We start from the raw sequence: 19,966 nt of genomic DNA, 5'->3' as shown, positions 1-19,966 counted from the left end.
CGGCCGATTACGGGGAGCTGCCCCGGGGCCAGGCCGCGTGACCCGGCCGATCGGGCCGCCAGGGAAGGCAGTTGACGATGGGGCGCCGGCATGGGTCCGCGCCGAACCGCACGACCGATAGTCTGTACGACTATGACGCGCGCCTGGACCTTGCCCGTACTGTTCATGACCGGCGGCGCACTCCTGGCGACCGTGCAGTTCGTCAGAGGCTCGTCCGTAGTCGCCGTCGCCTTGCTGCTGCTGTTCGTCCTGCTCGCGGGGCTGCACTCACCGCTGGCCTTCCCCCGATCGATCGGGGCGGCCGAGGCGCAGGACCGAAGCGCGGTCGACGGTCGACCGGTCGTCTACTGGCGGGCTGGCTGCAAGTACTGTCTGCGCCTGCGGATCCGGCTGGGCCGCAGCGCCCGCCATCTGCACTGGGTCGACATCTGGAGCGATCCGGCCGGGGCGGCGGCGGTGAGAGCGGCCAACGACGGCGACGAGACCGTACCGACCGTGGTGGTGGCAGGACAGGCGTACGTCAACCCGGATCCGGCATGGGTCCGAGGACAGCTTCCCGCGTCCGGGTGACACCCCGGGCGCCGTGCCGGACCGAAGGGTGGCCCGTGGAGGCGCCGCAATCGCCTTCTCCGCCGAGCGGGTCAGGCGCCGTGGTGCCGAGATGGCTGCCGTCCGGTACGCCCTGAACCGGCCCGCAGCCGGTGCGTGCTGGGCCGGTGTGTCCTGGGCCGGTGTGTCCTGAGCCGGCATGGCCGGTAGCCTCTACCCTGGCGTCATGATCAACGGTGCTCACATCGTCATTTACAGCCGTGACGCGGAAGCGGACCGCGACTTCTTCAGGGACGTGCTGGAGTATCCACATGTCGATGCCGGAGGCGGCTGGCTGATCTTCAAGCTTCCGCCGGCCGAGGTCGCGGTCCATCCCACGACGGGGCCGGAGACTCAGGAGCTCTTCCTGATGTGCGACGACGTCGAAGCCACGATGGAGGATCTGACCGCGAAGGGGGTGGAGTTCACGCAACCGGTCACCGAGGAGCGTTGGGGACGGCTGACCAGGCTCCGTCTGCCCGGCGGTGGAGACGTGGGCATGTACGAGCCCAGGCACGAACGGGCCACCGGACTCTGACGCCCTTCGGCCCGGTGGTTGCCTCGCCCTTCCCACGCGAGGACGAGTGCGGCTCGGACCGGCGTGAGGTCCGCTGTCCCGGAACAAAGGGGCCGCAGAAGCGGTGTCAGCGACCTTGCGAACCTCACTGCGGCAGAAGTGGTCAGCTGGTCCCGCAACCCGGCCACCCCTGACGGCGCGCGGTCGACTGTGCTCAACAGATGGCTTTCGACCGGCTCGAACAGCTAACGGCTGCTGGAATACCAAGTGCTCACAGAGGGCGGTCATTTCCAGTCAATATGCTGGATCGGTGAACTTCGGTCATCCTGTGCACTCAATGGGATGGATTTAGCCGTGCGCGTTTCAGTCGGCGTACACGAGTGCGGTCAAATGGACCTATGAGCATGGCTGCAATCGCCCTGGCTGCCGGCTGCGTCGGCGCCTCGATCCTCCTCCTGGTCCTCATGGTTCGCTACGTTCCGCAGCATTGGCGGGAAGGGTCCACCCTGAAGGACGGCATCGAACATTTTTCGACGCTCAACAGGACACTGTTCAGCTTTATCCTGGCGCTCTCGATCGTCACTGCCGGCACGAGTCTGAGCAAAGCCGCCGATGAGGTCAGCAATGAGGGCGCGAGCCTTGTCAATCTCTACTGGGCGACGCGGCCGCTGTCTCAATCCGCCCGGGATCAGGTCCGCGAATTGACTCGCGAGTACACGGTCACCGTGATCAACGAGGAATGGCCGGCGATGGCCGAGGGTGGAAGCAGCGCCCGGGCCCAGGAACAGTACGACGCGCTGAGGCGGTTGCTGCAGGACTCTTCGGGTGACTCCAAGCAGGAACAGACTTTCGCCCGGGACTCACTGCTCGCCCTCCGGGAGGTGGGTGACGCCAGGCGGGCGCGGATCCTGGCGGTCTCCCACGAAGTCCCCGACTACCTCTGGTTCGGGCTGATCCTGTCCGCGGTGCTCCTGGTGGCGGCGTCGGCGCTCCAGATCCAGGATCTCAGGTGGCCGGGAATCGTGGGAATCGGCGGGCTGGCACTGCTGCTGTCCGGCGTGATGATCTTGCTGTCAGCCATGAACCACCCCTTCAGCGGCGGGATCCACGTGGAGCCCGACGCCTTGAGATTCGCGCTGCATCGCTACGCCGTCATCTGACCTCGGGGGCCGGGCACCACAAGCGCGGCCGTTGCCGGGCGGGCGGGCAGGAGGACAGCGACGGACCGGCATCTCCCACCGGCCGGTGCGGTCGCTCCTTGCCACGGGAGCCATTCCCCGCTGTCTCCGAGAGCGACCCCCTTCGCGGGCGACCTCCTCCGCGTTCGTCCCGCCGGGTCCTACGCGAGTCCGCCGTTGCTCATCAGCAGCTGCCCGTTGATCCACTGGCCCTTCGGCGAGCAGAGGAAGTCCACCAGGTGCGCGGTGTCCTGCGGGACGCCGAGGCGGTTGAGGGGGGTCTGGCGAACAACCTCCGCGCGTCCCTCGTCGGACATCCAACCGGTGTCCACCGGACCCGGATTGATGACGTTGGCGGTGACGCCGAGGTGCGCGAGTTCATGGGCCGCGGCCAGGGTGATCCGGTCCAGGGCCCCCTTGCTCGCCCCGTAGGGGAGGTTGCCCACGGTGTGGTCGCTGGTGAGGCTGACGACGCGCCCGGTGCCGGGAGCGCCGGTGAAGCGTCGGCCGAATTCGCGGATCAGAAGCCAGGCGGCGCGGGCGTTGACGGCGAAGTGGCGGTCGAAGCTCTCGACGGTCGTGTCGAGCAGGCCGGAGTCGACCGATTCGCAATGACACATCACGAGGGCCGTGATCCCGCCCAGGTGGCGCTCGGCCTCGTCGAAGACGCGGGCGGGTGTGTCCGGGTCCGCGAGGTCGGCCTCGACGGCGACGGTGGCCGCCCCGTGCTCGGTCAGCTCGCGGATGATCGCATCGGTTCCTCCCTGCTCGACGCCCCATGCCATCCGCCGGTCGTAGGGGTTCCAGTACGTGAAGGCGATGTCCCAACCCGACGCCGCCAGTTGGGAGGCGATGCCGGCGCCGATCCCGATCGTGCGGCCGACCCCGGTCACCAGTGCCAGGGGGCGGGGACCGCCAGGTCCGTGTTCTTCTCCGGTCGTCGTCACAACAGCAGATCATTTCGCGGTGAGCGCCTTCGGGGCAAGGTCCTTCTCGTTGCGCCGGAGCTGTTCTGATCGATGGTCAGGCCAGCCGCGGGGGCTCGGACGCGCCCTACCGTTCGCCACCCCGAGCCAGCACCGGCTTGACGTCCAGTACCGGGGTGCCGTTCACGGCTTCGAGGTCACTGACCTGGACGCGCAGGCCGTCGACGGCCAGGACGGTGACCCGGTGCAGGCCGATGGGGTTGGGGCGGTCCGGCGACCGGGTGGCGAAGACGCCGGTCTCCGGGCGGGTGAGGTCCCCGCGCGGGTGGACGGCGAGCACCGCGCGGTCGGTGCCATGCCGCCGCCGTCACGGGGAGCCTTCGCCGCGGCCGTTGGTCGATGACCCGGCGTTCATGGAGCGGGGCGGGCCCGTCCTCCCCGGAACGGTCAGGGGAGGACGGGCCCGCAGAGTGCGCGCCGTGGGTCAGCCGATCGTCCACTTCTGGTTGGCGCCGCCGCCGCACGTCCAGGTCTGGAGCCTGGTGCCGTCGGCGGAGGAGTTGCCCTTGGCGTCCAGGCATTTGTTGGCGCCGGTGTTGGTGAGGTCGCGAGCGGCGGTGGACGTCCACTGCTGCGCCTTGGTGCCGTTGCAGGTGTACAGCTGGACGACCGCCCCGTCCGCGGTGGAGCCGCCCGCGACGTCCAGGCACTTGCCGAGCGCGCGTACGGTGCCGTCGCTGCCGACGGTCCACTGCTGGGCCGGGGTGCCGGTGCAGTTGTGCAGCTGGATGGGGGTGCTGTCGGCGTTGGAGCCGCCGGCGACGTCCACGCACATGCCACCGATGCCGGTGATCGGGCCGGTGCGGCCGGTGCTGTTCCAGGCCGTGGTGCGGACGTAGTCGACGGTCATGGTCTGCGGGAAGGACGTGGCGCCGTTCGGGCTGCCGGGCCAGTCACCGCCGATGGCCAGGTTGAGGATGACGAAGAACGGGTGGTCGAAGACCCACCGGTTGCCGCCCACGTCGGCTGGGGTGCGGGTCTGGTAGGCGTGGCCGTCCACGGACCAGGTGATGGCGGTCGGGCTCCAGTCGACGGCGAACACGTGGAAGTCGTCCGCGAAGACCTGGCCGTTCGGCAGGGTGTATCCGGCGCCGATCCCGGCACCTCCGGAGTAGCCGGGGCCGTGGATGGTGCCGTGGACGGTGCCGGCCTCGGCGCCGACGTTCTCCATGACGTCGATCTCGCCGTTGTTCGGCCACCCGACGGTGCCGAGGTCGTTGCCGAGCATCCAGAACGCCGGCCAGACGCCCTGGCCGCGCGGGATCTTGATGCGGGACTCGAAGTGTCCGTAGGCCTGGGTGAAGCTCCTCGCGGTGTTCAGGCGTGCCGAGGTGTACTGGCACTGCCCGTACCAGCAGCTCAGGCCGGGGTCGGTGTTCTTCCGGGCGGTGATGACCAGATGGCCCTGGCCGTCGAGGGCGGCGTTGCCGGTGCCGCCGGTGTAGTACTGCAACTCGTGGTTGCCGTACCCCGAACCGCCGCTCTCCTGGGTCCACTTGGCGGCGTCGGGGGCGGTGCCGGCGGCGCCGTTGAAGTCGTCGGACCAGTTCTGGGCGAGGATGGCGGCGTCCGCCGGTGCGGCGCCGGAGCCGGTCGTCGAGACGAGCACGGCCGCTATGAGGGCGGTGGTGATGATGAGTACGAGCTTGCCGAAGGACCAACGGCGCACGCGACGAGCAGCAGCCATGGGCATGCTCCCTTGTCTGGGAGGAGGGGCGGGGGCGTCCGGCCGGGCGTGCGTCACGAGGGTGGGGGTGAGGTGAGAGCGCTCTCACATCTGACGCGGCGTCGTCCGTGGCCCTGAACACTACGGAGGGAATTTCGTCATGGCAATGTCAGGCCATTGTCCGCGCGAGGCTCTGACCTGCGGATATGCGGCAGGGATCGGCGCTTAACATTCCCTTAAGCCTGGCTTGAAGTGCGGAGAGGGCTCTCGGCGGGGCGCGGCGACCGTGGACCGGAGGCCCGCACCCCGGGCCCGCGCGCGCCCCCGCGGGGCCGCCGCGCCCTACGCCGGCGGCCGGCGCGGCGCCGGGATGTCCTGGCCCGGCGCCCGGGTGGTCTCCCGGAGGAGCGGGAGCAGCATCTGCTCGTACGCCGTCAGCGGGCGGGCCAGGGTCCAGCTGACCGTGATCGTGCGACCTTCGGGCGCCGGGCGGATCCTCAGCTCGGCCAGCAGTCCGTGCCGGAGTTCGAGCCGGACGGACCGGCGCGGCACCAGTCCCACCCCCAGGCCGATCCGGATCCCCTCCTTGATGCCCTCGGTGCCCCACAGGTCGAGGGTCCGGGCGTCGTCCAGCTCCCAGCCGTGCAGCAGGTCGGTGAGCTGACGGCGGGTCTGCGATCCGCACTCGCGGAGCAGGAAGGTCTCATCCGCCAGGTCGGCGGGGGTGAGGTTGCGTCCCGCCAGCGGATGGTCGGCCGGGCAGACCAGCAGCATGTCCTCGGCGAGGAGCCGCTCGGAGCGGTACCCGCCGGGAGGCAGCGGGTTCCCGCTCAGTCCGATGCCGGTCCGCCCCTCCTCGAGGGCCTCGGCGAGCTGGTCGGCCGTGCTGACGGCGACACTGAACTGCAGGGCGGGCTCCCGGCGCCGCAGTTCCAGCAGCACCGACGGCAGGAAGTGCCCGCCGATGGTGCTCGTGCTGCCGATCGTCAGGGGCTCTTCGCCCAGCAGTGCCGCCGCGTGCACCGCTTGGACGGCCTGGTCCGCCAGCGCGAGCACCTCCTTGGTCTGCGCCAGCAGGACCTTGCCGGCCAGGGTGGGGCGGATCTTCGGCCCCGAGCGGTCGACCAGCTGGGTCCGCAGGGCTATCTCGAGGTTCTGCACCTGTTTCGAGACGGACGACTGGCTCAGGAACAGGACCTGGCTCGCGGCCGAGAATCCCTCACACTCGATGACCTGTACGAAGATCGCCAGTTGATTGAGGTTGAGTCGCATCGTGGCCTCGCTCGCGTCCGGAGGGTAAGGGACACAGGGGCGGCGCGGCGCCTCGCGGGCCTGGCCGGTAGGGCAATGTACCGTGCGCCGGGCCCGCGCCACAGCGGAGGTCCACCTTCTGTTCCGCCGGGCCGGGGTCGGGTGTGCGTCCGTCCCGCATGCCCTGACCTGTACTGACGGTCGGTCGGGCGAGGTCCGCCCGATGCCCGCACGTCAGGGGCGGGTCGCTGCCAGTAGGTAAAGAATGAGCAAAGCGACGGGACGAAACCTCGATTTGAGCCTCTTTCCCTGGTGACCGGCCCGCCTGTGGCCGGCAGTTCCCGGGAGGAGATCCGGTGCACCCAAGCCTCAATGGTCGGCCGGCCGTGCATTCTCCGTCCGACGCTCCCACACGGCGGACACCCGCCCTACCCGGCCGCCGCCCCTTCGCGGCCCGGCGCCCGTCCCCGGCGGCGCCGTCCAGGCACAGTACGGAAGGAGCCCCCATGCACGCGCCGGCCCTGCCCGGTGACGGCCGCGGCGAACCGGTCCGACACCGGCCGCCCGAGTCCGACGCCGGGGCCGGGCGGCGGGACGACCCGGGGACGGTCCAGGCGGTGGCGCTCTCCGTGGCGCCGGGACCACCCCCGCCGGGACTGTCCGCCGTGCGGGTCGTCGCCTACCTGCACGGACCCGAGCCCTACCTGCTGATCCCCGACCCCGCGCCGGGGATGCACCGGACGCTTCTGCGCTGGCTGGAGGGCCGGTCGGCGGCGGTGGGCCCGGTGGTGCCGCGCGCCGACGCGGGTGCCTCGCTCCGCTGGGCCCGTACGCTGCTGGCAATGGCGCCGCAGTGGCCGGGCGCCGCGGGGGAGCTCCTCTTCGTGGAGGACCATCTGGCCAAGGTGATGCTCTTCCAGGACCCCTTGCTGGCCGGCCACCTGTCGGTGAAATGGCTCGGCAGACTACGGGACATGACGCCTCGTCAGCGTGAGCGGACGGAGCAGACCCTGCTCGCCTGGCTGGAGGGCGGCGGCGCGGCCCGGGCGGCACTGCTGCTGCGCATCCACCCCCAGACCGTCCGGTACCGGCTCCGGATGCTGGAGCGGCTCTTCGGCAGCAGCCTGCGCACCTCGCAGGCGCGGTTCGAGATCCTGCTCGCGCTGAAGATCCACGGCATGGCCGCCGAGTGCGCCCGGCTGCGCCGCAGAGCCGACGAACTGCCCGTGCACGACACGTTCGAGCCCGGGCAGGACGCCCGGCCCGGCAGTCGGTGAGCGGTACCCGCTCCTGACCCCTCCAGTCCAGATTCCGTGACGTTCGACCGGGACCTGCGATCGCGAAAATCCGTCCGTCGTCGATGAGTTCTCCCACGGGCGGGACCGCGTTTCGTCGAGTGTTCACCGCGCCCACCGGGCTGTCCTCAGCCGATTCCGGTGGCGGGCCGGCCTGACCGCTCATTCCGGCATGATGAGGAAACCGATGTCATCTTCGAGGAAGAAGCGCGGACCCGGAAAGACTCCCTTCGGTATTCCCAAGGTGAGTCGCCTTCCGCGATCGTTCGCCACTCTTCTCGTGATCGTGGCCATGATTTCCACGGCGGCGGCCCTGGTGGTCCCCATCGTGCGCTCGGCGGGTTCGTACCGCAGTCCGCAGGCGGACCAGGTGCCGGGGACGGTGCAGACGCCGACCGGGCCGCTGACACCCCTCGACCGGGACTTCGTCAAACGGGTCAGACTGGCCGGGTTGTGGGAGATCCCGGCAGGTCGGATGGCCCTGGCCAAGGGCGGCAGTACCGAGGTCAGGACCGCCGGCCAGCACTTGGTGGACGGGCACACGGAGCTCGACCGGGCCACCCTGGACACCGCCCAGACGCTGGGCCTGGAGGTGCCCGGCGAGCCCTCCGTCCAGCAGAAGGCCTGGCTGAAACAGCTGGACGACGCCCAGGGGGCGGAATTCGACCGGCTGTTTGCGAATATTCTGCGCAATGCCCACGGTCAGGTCTTCGCCGTCGTCGCCCAGGTGCGCGCCAGTACCCAGAATTCCACGGTCCGTGATCTGGCGACCATGGCCAATTCCACGGTGCTGGACCATATGACGGTCCTGGAGGACACCCGACTGGTGAAATTCGGCGACCTTTCCGGCCCGCCGGCGAGCACCTCGTCGCCGACCGCGAGTCCGGTCCCGGCCCCTGGCGGGACCCAGCGTTAGACACCTGCAGCAGAAGAGGCTGTCCACGGCCTGTCCGACAGGCCCGATCCCGTTTCGAGGGTGCGATGATGAAGGTTCACAAACGTGGCAGGTCAAGGCGCAGGGTCATGGCCCTGCTGCTGGCCGGGGTGCTGGCCGTCAGCGGCGCGTCCGTGCTCGCCGCCGCGGCGTTCGCCGGGCAGCGCCCCTGGCGGTCCCAGCCGGCCGCCGCCCAGATCGGTACGGTCGCCTGCGGCGACGTCGGTGCGAGCCTGGACGCGGTGCCGGAGGCCGCCCAGCCGGACGTCGACCAGGACCTCGCCGATCTCGACGTGCAGGTGGCGGACGCCTACCGCAGCCTCTCCGAGCCCGGCTCCGGGGGCGGCGAGAAGAACGTCATGGGCGCGCTGGCCGAGAAGCGCTCGACCACCCTGCGCAAAATCACCGAGAAGGCCGGACCGGACTCCGGGCTGCCCAAGGACCTCACCGGACTGGCGAACTGCTCGATCCGGCGCGACCTGGTCGTCGACGCCTCGACCCGGGACTACGCCCCGGAGAACCAGAGCGGGACGGCCGACAGGAGCAAGGGTTCGGGCGGGGGGCAGTCCGCCCTGGGCCGCGGTTTCGTCGACATCAAGTCCGTCTCCCCGAACGTCGTCAAGCCCGCCCGGAAAGGGCCGGCCACCGGCACCTTCACCTCGAGCTGCGGGCGCAACGGCAACCGCCACCTCAACCCCGACAACGTGATCGTGGCCCCCGGGGTGAGCAACGGCGCCCACCACATGCACGACTACGTCGGCAACCGCGTCACCAGCGCGTTCTCCAGCAACGACAAGCTCGCCGCCGCCGGCACCACCTGTTCCAACGGGGACCAGTCGGCGTACTACTGGCCGGTGCTGCGGCTGCTCGACCGCACCCAGGAGAGCGACTTCCAGGCGCCCGGCGGCGGCAAGGACCGCAACCGCGGCCGGATCCTGCAGCCGGCCGAGGTCGGGATCACGTACAGCTCCCCCACCGGGAACAAGGTCCAGCCGATGAAGCGCTTCCTGCGGATCATCACCGGCGACGCCAAGGCCCTCACCAACGGGCCGGTCAACGCCCACGCCTCGTGGAGCTGCACCGGGTTCGAGGACCGCCAGCTCGCCGACAAGTACCCGGTCTGCCCGGGCGGCAGCCGGGTGGTGCGGACCCTGAAGTTCCCGGACTGCTGGGACGGCAAGAACATCGACAGCGCCAACCACCGCTCCCACACCGCCTTCTCCAACGCGAACGGCAGCTGCCCGAAGAACTTCCGGGCGATCGCCCAGCTGGTGGAGCGGGTCACCTACGAGGTGCCGTCCGGGGTGCGCTTCGCCGTCGACAGCTTCCCCGAGCAGCTCCACAACCCGATCACCGACCACGGGGACTTCATCAACGTGATGAACCAGAACCTGCTTGACCAGATGGCGAGTTGCGTCAACGAGGGGCGCCGCTGCGAATGACCCCCACGGGCCGCCGCCGGGACGGACCCGGGCGGCCCGGGCCGCGACTCCCCGCGCGGCCCGCCCGGCGCCCCGCCCGACCAGGGCGGCGCCCCCAATCGACCGCAGTACGGACAAGGCCGGAGGGCACAACGATGTCGACAGGGCAAGGACGCCGGTCCCGGCGTTCGGCCGAGGACCCGGGGCGGGCCCGCCGCGGTGACCAGGCGCCGGACCGGGCCACCGGAGACCGGCCCGAGGCCGGCGGCCGGACCGCACCCACGGCGTGGTCGCTGCTTCCGCTGCTGGCCGTGGGGCTGGGCCTGACGGCCGTGGTTGTCAACGGCGCTCTGCAGGCCTTCCTCGGGGTGGCCGCCGGGGTGCTCGCCCTGGTGTCGTTCTCCGCGGCCGTCCTGTGGGGCCTCGCGGCGACCGACCGGCTGCTCCTTCATCCGGTGCACCGGCTGGCCGCGCAGGCGGTCCACCGGACGATGGGCGTCGCGGGTGTGGTCTTCCTCGTCCTGCACGTCTGGATCAACCTGTTCCAGGACCGGATCGGCGCACTGTCGGCCTTCGTGCCGTTCGCCGACCCGCACCGACCGGTAATCCTGGGCCTCGGGGTCCTGGCCGGCTACCTGCTGCTGGCGGTCGCCCTCGCCGGGGCGGCCCGCGGGGCGCTGGCCAGGACCGGCGAGGCCAGCCGGTGGCGGATCGTCCACATCTGCGCCTACCCCGCGTGGGGCGCCGCGCTGGTCCACGGGCTCAACGCCGGCCGGCTGCCCGCCCCGTGGGTGTCCGTGCTGTACGCGGTCGCGGTGGCCGGTGTGGTCGTCGCGCTCGGGCTGCGGCTGGCCTTCCAGGACCGCGGTTCGCTGCGCCGCAGCGCCGTCCCGGTCCGGCCGGAGCCCGACGGCCGGCCGGCGGTCGGCGCCGGATCCGCTCGGCGGTGGCTGGACGGATGACCGGCGCACCCATCGCCTGGCTCGGCCGGCCGGTCCTGTTCGCGGGCCTGGAGCACGAGGAGCGGCTGGACTACCGCTCGCACCTGCTGGTCCACGACCGGCCGACGGCGATGCCGGCCGACGAACTGGCCGACCTGGCCGAGAACGTCAACCTGCGCGGCCGGGGCGGGGCCGGCTTCCCGTTCGCCAGGAAGATCCGGGCCGTCGTCAAGGCGGCCGCCCGGCGCAAGGGCCGCCCGGTCGTGGTCGTCAACGGAACGGAAGGAGAACCCAGTTGCCTGAAGGACGCCGCGCTGCTGCTGCGCACCCCGCACCTGGTGCTGGACGGCGCGCTGCTGGCGGCCGCCGCGCTGGACGCCGAGCAGGTGGTGCTCGGCGTCACCCGGGCGGACGTCGAGCAGTCCCTGCGCCGGGCGCTGACCGAACGGAGGACCACCAGGCCGGCGGTCACCGTCACCCGGCTGCCCGAGCGGTTCGTCTCCGGCGAAGGGAGCGCGCTGGCCCGCGGCATCACCAGCGGGATCGCCCTCCCGCGCGGCGGCGGCGTGCGGACCAGCGACAGCGGGGTCGGGGGCATGCCGACCCTGTTGTCCAACGCCGAGACGTACGCGCAACTCGCCGTCGCGGCCCGGCTGGGGGCGCTGCCCTACCGCGAGGTCGGCCTTCCGTCCGAGCCCGGGACGGTCCTGCTGACCCTGGGCGGCTCCCAGGTGGTGGAGACGCCCACCGGCGTCCCGCTCGGCGAACTGCTGGCGATGTTCGGCATGGAGATCGGGCAGGGCGTCCTGGTCGGCGGCTACCACGGCAAGTGGCTGACCCCCGCGGCGGCCGCCATGGCCGTGGTGTCCCGCGAGTCCTTCCAGAGCCTCGGCGGGGCGCTCGGAGCCGGCGCGATCCTGCCGCTGCCGGACAGCACCTGCCCGCTGGGCGAGGCGCTCCGGGTCGCCCGCTGGATGGCGGACGAGACGGCCGGCCAGTGCGGCCCCTGCTACCTCGGACTGCCCGCCCTGGTCAAAGCGTTGGAGGAGGTGGTGCGGGGCGGCGGTCGAGCCGCCCTGGACGTCGTCGAGACCCGGATGAAGGCGGTCACCGGACGGGGTGCCTGCAGCCACCCCGACGCCGCCTCCCGGTTCGTGGCCTCGGCGCTGCAGGTCTTCGACGAAGACCTGCAGCTGCACTCCTACCAGTACGGTTGCGGCCGGTCCGTGCAGGGCGTCCTCCCGATGCCGGTCATGGAGAGCGCCGGGAGCATCATCGTGGACTGGACGCTCTGCGAGGCGCACGGGCTGTGCACCAGTGTCCTGCCCGAGGTCATCGGCCTGGGCGCGGACGGCTTCCCCGCCGCCGGCGTCATGCCGGTCCCGCCGCGACTGCTCCAGCAGGCGGCCCGGGCGGTCGACCGATGCCCCGCGCTGGCGCTGCGGATCCAGTGAGTGCCGCCCGGCACCCGGCGACCGCGGACGGCGTACCCCGGTGGCGATCACCGCCGCGCACCTCACCCCTGACCCCTCACCCCTGCCCCCTCACCCCTGCCCCCTCACCACACCCGGCCGTCCCACCCGGCCGTGCCACCGATCGGCCCCTCGATCGGACTGTCCGATCATCCCACCTCGACCCACGAATCCCTCGAAACCCCAGGCTCCACCGATGGAAAGGCACGGAAGATCTTGACAACGAAACGATACGGGCTCGTGGCGGTCTGCCTCCTGCTGGCCGGCCTCGTGTTCATGGCGGCCCTCGGGAGCGTCAGCAGCAGCGCCAGCCCGTCCTCCGGGGCGTCCGATTCGACCCAGTTGGCCGGCGCGACGCCGTCCCCGGCGGGTGCGTACGGCGCGTACGGCTCCTACGGCGACGCCTCCTCCTCGCCCTCGGCCTCGGGGACGGCCGCCGCCGGGCGTCCCGGCGGGGCGCTGGCGATCCGGGTGGACGACCAGCTCGGCCCCGTCATGACGGACGGTCAGGGCTTCACCCTGTACCGCTTCGACAAGGACACCGCCAAGCCGCCGATGTCCAACTGCTCCGGCGCCTGCGCCACCACCTGGCCGCCCGTGATCAACGACAGCAGCACCCAGCCGGGCACCGGCATCGACCCGGGCAAGATCGGCGAGGTCATCCGGGCCGACGGCACGCACCAGCTGACGGTGGGCGGATGGCCGGCCTACCGCTACGCGCAGGACACCGCGGCCGGTGACACCAAGGGCCAAGGCGTGGGCGGCACCTGGTTCGCCCTGGCGCCCGACGGGACGAAGGCCAAGGCCGCCGCGGCCGACGCCTCCGCCTCCGCCGCACCCACGGCCCAGGCCCCTGCCACCACGATGCCGCAGCCGTCCCAGCAGGCCCCGGTGAAGGTGCAGATATCCGTGGTCGTCAACCCCCAGCTCGGCCAGATCATGGTGGACGGCCACGGCCGGACCCTGTACCACTTCGGCAAGGACACCGCCTGGCCGATGCGCTCCAACTGCGAGGGGCAGTGCCTCAAGACCTGGCCGCCGGCCCCGCCGGTGGACGCCGACAAGGTCAAGGGCGTGGACCCGAAGCTGATCGGCAAGATGCAGCGCCCGGACGGCACCTGGCAGCTCAGCATCAACTGCACGCCCGTGTACTACTACTCGGGCGACCAGGGCTTCGGTGACGCTCTCGGGAACGGGATCGACAACCAGTGGTCGGCCATCAACCCGCAGGGCAAGCCGGCCGGCAAGTGAAGGCCCGGGGCACCGTCCTCGCCCCGTCCGGTATCGACCGCACCGCGGTCCGGTGGGCCGCGCTGATCCTGCTGTTCCTCCTCGGGGTCGTCGAACTCCTGTGGGGACCCGGCGGATTGGTCGGGACCTCGCAGGCGGCCCAGCGCCCCGGACCGAGTTCGGTGGAGGAACTGGCCCGCCGGATCGGCTGCACGGCCGAGATCACCACCGACGCGGCCGACCTCCGGCAGGGCATGTGCACCTCGGGCGGGGAGGAGGTCTGGATCGCCAGCTTCCCGACACGGCGCGCCCAGGACGCCTGGACCACGGAGGCACAGGCCTACGGCGGGTCGTACCTGGTCGGCGACGGATGGGTGGTCGTGCTGTCCGACGCCACGGCGGGCGTCCTGCACGGGCTGCTCGGCGGGACGATCGTCAGCGGGGCCGAGCACACCGGCGCGCACGCACCAGCCGACGGCGGGTGAACCGCGAGAACAGTGACGACAGCGACAACAGGGCGAGGGTCCCCACCGGCAGCCGCCGGCGGGGACCCTCGCCCTGTTGCCCCCGCGCCGCCCGCCCGGTGTCCGAGAACCGCTCGGCGATCCGTCACAGCGTCATGAACGCTCCCTGGCAAGGACGTCCAACCATGCGAATGCCGTATGCACTTTTCTGTTATTCAAGGGCTGCCGCACTTGACGGGGCTTCGCCACGGTGTCGGCGCGCGCGTCCGCGTCCCACCAGTGGGCCCGCGGCGACACCCGCACGGCACTGCGAGGCCGTGCGTGCAGATTCCTCACATTCGGATCCGGAATCACCGGGCGGCCTGCCGTTCCCGGAACTGTTGCCCTGAAACCCGTGGGACTGGTGTGCTGTGGCCCTTCCTGCCACACCGTCCCGACGGCCGCAGCAGCAGACCGCCGTCGATGCCCTTCGTCCGGGCAGTTCACGTCCCGGCCCGTGCGGCCGTCACGCCGGTCAGGCCCGCGAACTTCCCACCGTGAGAAGGCCAGAGCTGAGGAGGAACAAGTTGACTCTTCGTACCAGTACCCGTGAATCGGGATTGAGCGCGCTGAGCGACGCCGAACTCTCGGCGGCACTCGCCACCTCGACCACGACCGGCGGCTCCCGCATCCGGGAGGTGATGGCCGAGGTGTTCACCCGCCACCACGGCGCCGTGCTCGCCTACGCCCGCGGCTACTGCCGCGACCCGCAGACCGCCCAGGACCTCGCCGCCGAGGCCTACGCCAGCACGTACCTGTCCGTCGCCCGCGGCCGCGGCCCGCGGCACGCCTGGCGGCCCTACCTGATGGCCGTCGTGCGCCGCACCGCGATGGAGTGGAGCGCCCAGAGCAAGGACCGGGTCCTGCTGCCGGAGGACTTCACCACGTGGGCCGAGCGCCTGGCCGACGACGCGGAGACCGAGGGCGCGGTGCTCGCCGCCGAGGAGACGGCGCTGGTCGCCAGGGCCTACCGCGCCCTCCCGGAACGGTGGCAGGTGCTGCTCTGGTTCTTCGTGGTGGAGGGCGAGTCGGCCGCCACCGTCGCCCAACGGATGAGCATGACACCGAGCGGGGTGCGCTCCCTCGCGGCCCGGGCCCGCGCGGGCCTGCGCGAGGCGTACCTGCGCGCGCACGTGGACGAGGACACCGCCCCGGAGTGTCGCTACTTCACCTCGCTGCTCACCGGAACCGCCCGCCGCCCCGGCCGGCGTCGAGGCCGGGAGCTGGCCCGCCACCTGGGGGAGTGCCCCCGCTGCGGGCGGGTGGCCGAGGACTTCCGCCGGGCCAACCGCCACCTGGAGGCCGCGTCGCCGGAGGCCGCCCGCCCCGAGGCGGTGCCGTCCTGCTGAGCCCGGCGGCTCGGCCCGGCAGCCGGCCGGACACGCCGGCGCGGGGCGGCACCGCTCGGGTCCGACCCGTTCGGAGCGCGGCTTCGCCCCTCGGGGAGGACCCGGGCGGTTGCGACGGGGGAGTACCGGTCCGGCAGGGCCCGGGCCCGTAGCGCGGAGGACGATGCGCGGCGGCCTGGAGCCGCTGGAGGCAGCGGCTCCAGGATCCGCCCCGCTTCCGGTGACGAGGTGACGAGGTGACGAGGTGACGAGGTGACGAGGTGACAAGGTGACCGCGTGACCGCGTGACCGCGTGACCGCGTGACGACCTGATGACCTGACGACCTGACGAGAGGGCCCGGCCGGGTCGGGCAGGGCGGGGGAGCGGCGGCGGTACGGGCGGGGGCTCAGCCGAAGTCGGGGATCGGGTGGTCCGGGGCGAGGGCGGCCGCGATCCGCTGGCTGATCTGCTGGGCGGTGTGGCCGCCCGGGCTGGTCGGGCCGTTGGTGGTCGAGACCGCGATGGCGAGGTGCTCGCACGGCAGGTAGGCCTGGGCGGCGGCGTAGCCGAAGAACAGCGGGTGCTGGACCACCCAGTCGTTGAGGACGAGCAGGCCCATCCCGTAATGGGTGGCTTCGGTGTTCGCGAGGCAGATCTGCTCCGAGCAGGTGGAGGTCGGGTGGCCCAGGCCCACCGTCCCCGGGTTCAGCATCTCCTGGTAGCCGGCCGGTGAGAGCAGCTCGCCGGAGCCGATACCGGCGGCCGAGCGGGCCAGGTCGCAGATGTCGGTGGTCTGGACGGCGCCGGGGGCGGTCGTCCACGAGGGATTCCAGAAGGTGGACTCCTCGTACGTCCCGCGATCGGAGGTGAAGGCGTGCAGGACGGGCGTCGGGATGTCGGGCGTGAAGCTGTTGCGGGTCTCGTCCAGTCCGAGCGGGCCCATGACCTTCTGCTGGAGCAGGATGTCCAGCCGCGTCCCGGTGATCTTCTCCAGGGCGGCACCGAGGAGGACGAAGTTGGCGTGCGAGTAGCTCCAGTTGGTCCCCGGGTCGTACCACAGCGGCCTACCGGTCGAGACGGCCACCAGCTCCTCCGCCGTCCACGCGCGGAACGGGTTCGCGTAGACGGTGTCGCCGAACCCGGGGGCGGTGACGTAGTCGACGAGGCCGGAGGTGGAGTCGCCGAGCATGCGCAGGGTGATCCGGTCGCCCAGGTGGTCCGGAAGGCCGGGCAGCCAGCGCCCGACCGGGTCGTCGAGGCCGACCCGGCCCTCGTCCACCAGGCGCAGCAGCGCCGTGCCCAGGTAGGCGATCGCGATGTTGCCGTTCCGGAAGTGCATGGCGGGCTCGGCCGGCACCCCGGTCATCGACTCGCCGAGCGCGGCGGTGACCACCTCGTGACCGTCGACGGTGACCCGCAGGATCACGGACTTGAGGTCCAGCTCCGCCTGGGCCTGCTCGGCGATCCGCAGGATGTCGCGGGCCGGGCCGCTGTCGGGCAGCCGGGAACTGACGCAGGGTCGGCGCCGGCCGCCGTCGCCCGCCACGCCGGTGGCGCTCGTGACCGGGGCGCTGAGGGCGACGAGCGCGGTGACCGCGGCGAGGCACAGCAGTGAGGTGGGGCGGGTGCGTCTCATGCCCGCAGTATCGGCGGGGAGCGTCCGGGCACCGGCCCGGCGGCCGGAGACCCGCACGAACATCACCCGTCGGGCCCGCACGGACGATCGCCGGGCGCGCACGGACGATCCTCGGGCCCGCGGCGACCGCCCGCCCGGCAGGTCGCTCACCGCCGATCACCGGCCCGTGCCCCGGCGCGCTGCGGAGGATGCCCGCCCGCGGCCGGGCATCCCGGGTCGGGCCGGCTCGCTGCCGGCCGGCCACCCGTGCGGCCGGGCCGTAAGGTCCGTGGCCGGGTGGCCGGGGTGGGACGTGAGCGAAGGCGGTCCGGACGTGGGCAGTGCGCCTCCCCGGCCCTCAGGCCCCGGCCCTCAGGCTCCACCGCACCGGAGGTCAGAATCCGACGGCCTCGCGCAGCAGCAGGACGGTGCCACGCCCGGGCTGCGGTTCGGCGTTGAGGACGAGCAGGCGGTTGACCGCGCTGGGCCGCCCGTAGATCGCCTGGGCGCGCACCGTCTCCAGCGGGAGGGCGTGCTCCTGGACCCGGCGCAGTGCGGTGCTCAGGTTGGGCACCACCTTCTGCGCGCCGACCACCCAGATCGTCCTCGCGGCGCCGCCGGCGGAGGCGGGCAGCTGGCTGCCGCTGCCCGAGGCGATGACGAGCGAGCCGGTTTCGGTGACGGCCGAGACACTGGCGACGAGGACGTCGGGGGTCGCCGTCAGTAGCCGGATCCGGTCGGACTCGGTGGTGCGGTCCATCGTCAGCACCTGTGGCCGGACGGCCTGGTAGCGGTCGTCCGTCTCGATGTCCTGCGCGATGTCGGAGAGCCGAAGCGTCTCGCTGGCCCCGGTGAACACGCTCGCGCCCTCCGGGATCAGATCCTTGACGCGGGCGCGGGCCGCTGCGGCGTCGTCGAGGAGTTCGGCGGTGAAGCCGTTCGCCCGCAGCGCCGCGATCGTCCGGTCGAGCCGCTCGGCGGACGCCGGTGCCGCGAAGTCGTCGGCCGTTTCGGACGTCTCCGCCGCCGACCCGTCCGCCGCACCGGCATCCGATGCCCGACCGGCATCTGATGTCCGACCGGCACCCGATGTCCGACCGCCGTCCCCGGCCTTGCCGGAGCCGTGTGCCCGGGCGTCGGGGGTGGGCGCCGAACCCGCCAGCGGGGTGGTGTCGATGTACCGGACTTCGTAGACCCGCTCGGCGAACCTCCATCCGTCCGGGGTGCGCCGGTACGTGTCGTGGTAGACGGCGAAGTTCAGGCCCGAGCGGCCGTCCAGCAGACGCGCGAGCTCCTGCATGTAGGTGCGACCGGTGGCGGTGTCGCCGTCGATCCGGATCGTGCCCGGGTGGGAGTTCTGCACGAAGTAGTCCCACTGGCTCTGCAGGCGTTCGCCGCCGGTCCGGATCTCCTCCCGGCCGATCAGCTCGACCGGGATGTCGGGCATGCGCAGAGCGCCGTCGGGGGTGAACAGCGCGGCGAGGCGGGCGCGGTCGCGCATCATGGCCGCGTCGGTGAACTCGCCGCGCAGCGCCTCGATCTCGACGCGGTCGGCGATTTCCTGGAAGTCGTTCATGCGGAGGGTCCTGTCCGGTGGATGGTGTGTTCGTCTGCACCACTCCGACAACGCAGCCCCGCCGAATGTGAGGGGAGCCGCCGACCTCACATTCCACCGCTCCGATGTGTCGTACTGAAGAGGACACGGAACGAGGGAGCCGGAGAGCGCATGACCACCCCGTCGGAACAGGTGCAGCGGCAGGCGGACGAGCAGCGGGACGCCGGCCTGAGCGCGATCATGAGCGAGCGGCGGCACCTGCTGAATCTCGCCTACCGGCTGCTCGGCTCCCTGGCCGACGCGGAGGACGTCGTCCAGGAGACGTACGCCCGCTGGTACGTGATGTCCCGGGCGGAGCAGGAGTCCATCGCGTCGCCGGGCGCCTGGCTGACGACGGTGGCCGGCCGCATCTGCCTGAACCTGCTCGGCTCGGCGCGCGCCCGGCGGGAGTCCTACGTCGGCGCGTGGATCCCGGAGCCGCTGCCCGCCCAGGCCGGGCGGATCGCCGGGGCGGCCGGCGGCGTCGGCGCGGACCCGGCCGACCGGATCACCCTGGACGAGTCGGTGACCATGGCCTTCCTGGTGGTGTTCGAATCGATGACGCCGGCCGAGCGGGTCGCTTTCGTGCTGCACGACGTCTTCCGCTACCCGTTCGCCGAGGTGGCCGAGATCGTCGGCCGCAGCCCGGCGGCCTGCCGCCAGCTGGCGTCCTCGGGTCGCCGCCGCATCGCCGCCGCGCGGGCCGGGGCGAGCCCGGACGCGGCCCTGCGGGCGAGCGTCGTCCGGCGGTTCAAGGTGGCCTGGGAGGCGCAGGACATCGAGGCCCTGATCGGCCTGCTCGACCCGGGCGCCGTCGCGATCGCCGACGGCGGCGGCCGCGCCGTCGCCCGCCTGCTGCCGATCGAGGGCGCCGAGCAGATCGCCCGGCTCTATCTGACCATCGCCCGCCTCGCGCCGCCCCGGACGATCCTCGAGCGCACGGTCAACGGGCTGCCGGGCCTGGCGGTCGAGTCCGAGGGCCTGATCGAGACGGTGTTCGCGTTCGAGGTCGCGCGCGACGACCGCATCACGCACATCTGGGCGGTGCGCAACCCGGACAAGCTCCGCCCGTGGCGGCCGTCCTGATCCGGCCGAGATCCGCGGCTCCACCGGGCCGTGCCCCGGCTGCCCGGCCGCTGCGCCCGGCACCTCGTCCGACCGGTACGACGAGGTGCCGGGCTGTCGCCGGCCTCCACCGGGACGGCGCCGGGCCAGGCATCCGGATGCTTCCGGACGGTGTCGGCGCCCGCTCTTCACGGGCGGTCGCAGGCCTTCGGGCCGCCGTACCTTCGGAACAGTGGCAGGGCGCCGTCCCGGGTCGCTCCGTGGCCGGTCACGGCGCCTGCACGGCTGGGAACGGACACGGTGACGAACGTTGGCGCGGGCTACGGTCCGCGACGGTTGAACAGGAAGAACCGCAGGTCGGCCGAGTATGCTGGAACGGAG

18 protein-coding genes are annotated in these 19,966 nt (G+C 72.0%); 12 read left to right on the top strand and 6 right to left on the bottom strand.

Annotation, left to right across the window (positions count from 1 at the left end; all coding sequences use genetic code 11):
• The first annotated feature begins 132 nt into the window (after positions 1-132).
• The 3 genes from OG689_RS04470 (at position 133) to OG689_RS04460 (ending at position 2,265) form a co-directional block, all read left to right on the top strand.
• Positions 133-570, top strand: coding sequence for a glutaredoxin domain-containing protein (locus OG689_RS04470; RefSeq protein WP_266317902.1), 438 nt, complete (start codon positions 133-135; stop codon positions 568-570).
• A 205-nt stretch (positions 571-775) separates the two neighbouring features.
• A complete protein-coding gene (locus tag OG689_RS04465) occupies positions 776-1,126 on the top strand; it encodes a VOC family protein (protein ID WP_266317900.1) in 351 nt (116 codons plus the stop codon).
• Between the two features lie 383 nt (positions 1,127-1,509).
• Complete coding sequence (locus OG689_RS04460; RefSeq protein ID WP_266317899.1) at positions 1,510-2,265, top strand: DUF4239 domain-containing protein; 756 nt, start codon at positions 1,510-1,512, stop codon at positions 2,263-2,265.
• A 179-nt stretch (positions 2,266-2,444) separates the two neighbouring features.
• Here the strand turns inward: OG689_RS04460 and OG689_RS04455 are convergent, their stop codons facing one another.
• From OG689_RS04455 to OG689_RS04440, 4 genes are all read right to left on the bottom strand, one after another.
• Entirely contained in the window at positions 2,445-3,179 is a 735-nt protein-coding gene (locus OG689_RS04455) for an SDR family oxidoreductase (protein WP_266326860.1), read from the bottom strand.
• A gap of 157 nt (positions 3,180-3,336) precedes the next feature.
• On the bottom strand, positions 3,337-3,549 hold the full coding sequence (locus tag OG689_RS04450; protein ID WP_266317897.1) for a TrmO family methyltransferase: 213 nt from the start codon (positions 3,547-3,549) through the stop codon (positions 3,337-3,339).
• A 144-nt stretch (positions 3,550-3,693) separates the two neighbouring features.
• On the bottom strand, positions 3,694-4,956 hold the full coding sequence (locus OG689_RS04445; RefSeq protein ID WP_266317896.1) for a family 16 glycosylhydrolase: 1,263 nt from the start codon (positions 4,954-4,956) through the stop codon (positions 3,694-3,696).
• A 321-nt stretch (positions 4,957-5,277) separates the two neighbouring features.
• Positions 5,278-6,207 carry a LysR family transcriptional regulator gene (locus tag OG689_RS04440; RefSeq protein ID WP_266317894.1) on the bottom strand — a complete coding sequence of 310 codons (930 nt, stop codon included), beginning with the start codon at positions 6,205-6,207 and terminating at the stop codon, positions 5,278-5,280.
• A 485-nt stretch (positions 6,208-6,692) separates the two neighbouring features.
• Between OG689_RS04440 and OG689_RS04435 the strand changes: the two genes are divergently transcribed.
• From OG689_RS04435 to OG689_RS04400, 8 genes are all read left to right on the top strand, one after another.
• A complete protein-coding gene (locus OG689_RS04435; RefSeq protein ID WP_266317892.1) occupies positions 6,693-7,463 on the top strand; it encodes a helix-turn-helix domain-containing protein in 771 nt (256 codons plus the stop codon).
• Positions 7,464-7,773: 310 nt separating this feature from the next.
• A complete protein-coding gene (locus OG689_RS04430) occupies positions 7,774-8,397 on the top strand; it encodes a DUF4142 domain-containing protein (protein ID WP_266326858.1) in 624 nt (207 codons plus the stop codon).
• 107 nt (positions 8,398-8,504) lie between these two features.
• Positions 8,505-9,857, top strand: a complete 1,353-nt coding sequence (locus OG689_RS04425) for a DUF1996 domain-containing protein (RefSeq protein ID WP_266317891.1) — start codon at positions 8,505-8,507, stop codon at positions 9,855-9,857.
• A gap of 134 nt (positions 9,858-9,991) precedes the next feature.
• The gene (locus OG689_RS04420) at positions 9,992-10,798 is read left to right on the top strand and encodes a hypothetical protein (RefSeq protein WP_266317890.1); all 807 of its coding nucleotides are present in this window, start codon (positions 9,992-9,994) and stop codon (positions 10,796-10,798) included.
• Entirely contained in the window at positions 10,795-12,231 is a 1,437-nt protein-coding gene (locus OG689_RS04415; RefSeq protein ID WP_266317888.1) for an NADH-quinone oxidoreductase subunit NuoF family protein, read from the top strand. Before OG689_RS04420 ends, OG689_RS04415 begins: the two co-directional genes overlap by 4 nt.
• 258 nt (positions 12,232-12,489) lie before the next feature.
• On the top strand, positions 12,490-13,500 hold the full coding sequence (locus OG689_RS04410) for an SCO0930 family lipoprotein (protein WP_266317887.1): 1,011 nt from the start codon (positions 12,490-12,492) through the stop codon (positions 13,498-13,500).
• Positions 13,497-13,964 carry a hypothetical protein gene (locus tag OG689_RS04405; protein WP_266317886.1) on the top strand — a complete coding sequence of 156 codons (468 nt, stop codon included), beginning with the start codon at positions 13,497-13,499 and terminating at the stop codon, positions 13,962-13,964. Before OG689_RS04410 ends, OG689_RS04405 begins: the two co-directional genes overlap by 4 nt.
• A gap of 578 nt (positions 13,965-14,542) precedes the next feature.
• Positions 14,543-15,331 carry a sigma-70 family RNA polymerase sigma factor gene (locus OG689_RS04400; RefSeq protein WP_266317884.1) on the top strand — a complete coding sequence of 263 codons (789 nt, stop codon included), beginning with the start codon at positions 14,543-14,545 and terminating at the stop codon, positions 15,329-15,331.
• 386 nt (positions 15,332-15,717) lie between these two features.
• On the opposite strand, the gene OG689_RS04395 is transcribed toward OG689_RS04400, so the two are convergent.
• Positions 15,718-16,947 (bottom strand): serine hydrolase domain-containing protein, encoded by a 1,230-nt coding sequence (locus tag OG689_RS04395; protein ID WP_266317882.1) that lies wholly within the window; start codon positions 16,945-16,947, stop codon positions 15,718-15,720.
• Positions 16,948-17,320: 373 nt separating this feature from the next.
• Positions 17,321-18,502 carry an LUD domain-containing protein gene (locus OG689_RS04390; RefSeq protein ID WP_266317881.1) on the bottom strand — a complete coding sequence of 394 codons (1,182 nt, stop codon included), beginning with the start codon at positions 18,500-18,502 and terminating at the stop codon, positions 17,321-17,323.
• Positions 18,503-18,652: 150 nt separating this feature from the next.
• On the opposite strand from OG689_RS04390, the gene sigJ reads away from it, so the two are divergent.
• Positions 18,653-19,606 carry an RNA polymerase sigma factor SigJ gene (sigJ, locus tag OG689_RS04385; protein WP_266317880.1) on the top strand — a complete coding sequence of 318 codons (954 nt, stop codon included), beginning with the start codon at positions 18,653-18,655 and terminating at the stop codon, positions 19,604-19,606.
• Positions 19,607-19,966 lie beyond the last annotated feature (360 nt).

Origin of the sequence: Kitasatospora sp. NBC_00240 (assembly GCF_026342405.1) — a bacterium.
Taxonomy (GTDB): domain Bacteria; phylum Actinomycetota; class Actinomycetes; order Streptomycetales; family Streptomycetaceae; genus Kitasatospora.
Note: the sequence above shows the minus strand (reverse complement) of the source record. Positions and strands in the feature narration are given on the sequence as shown.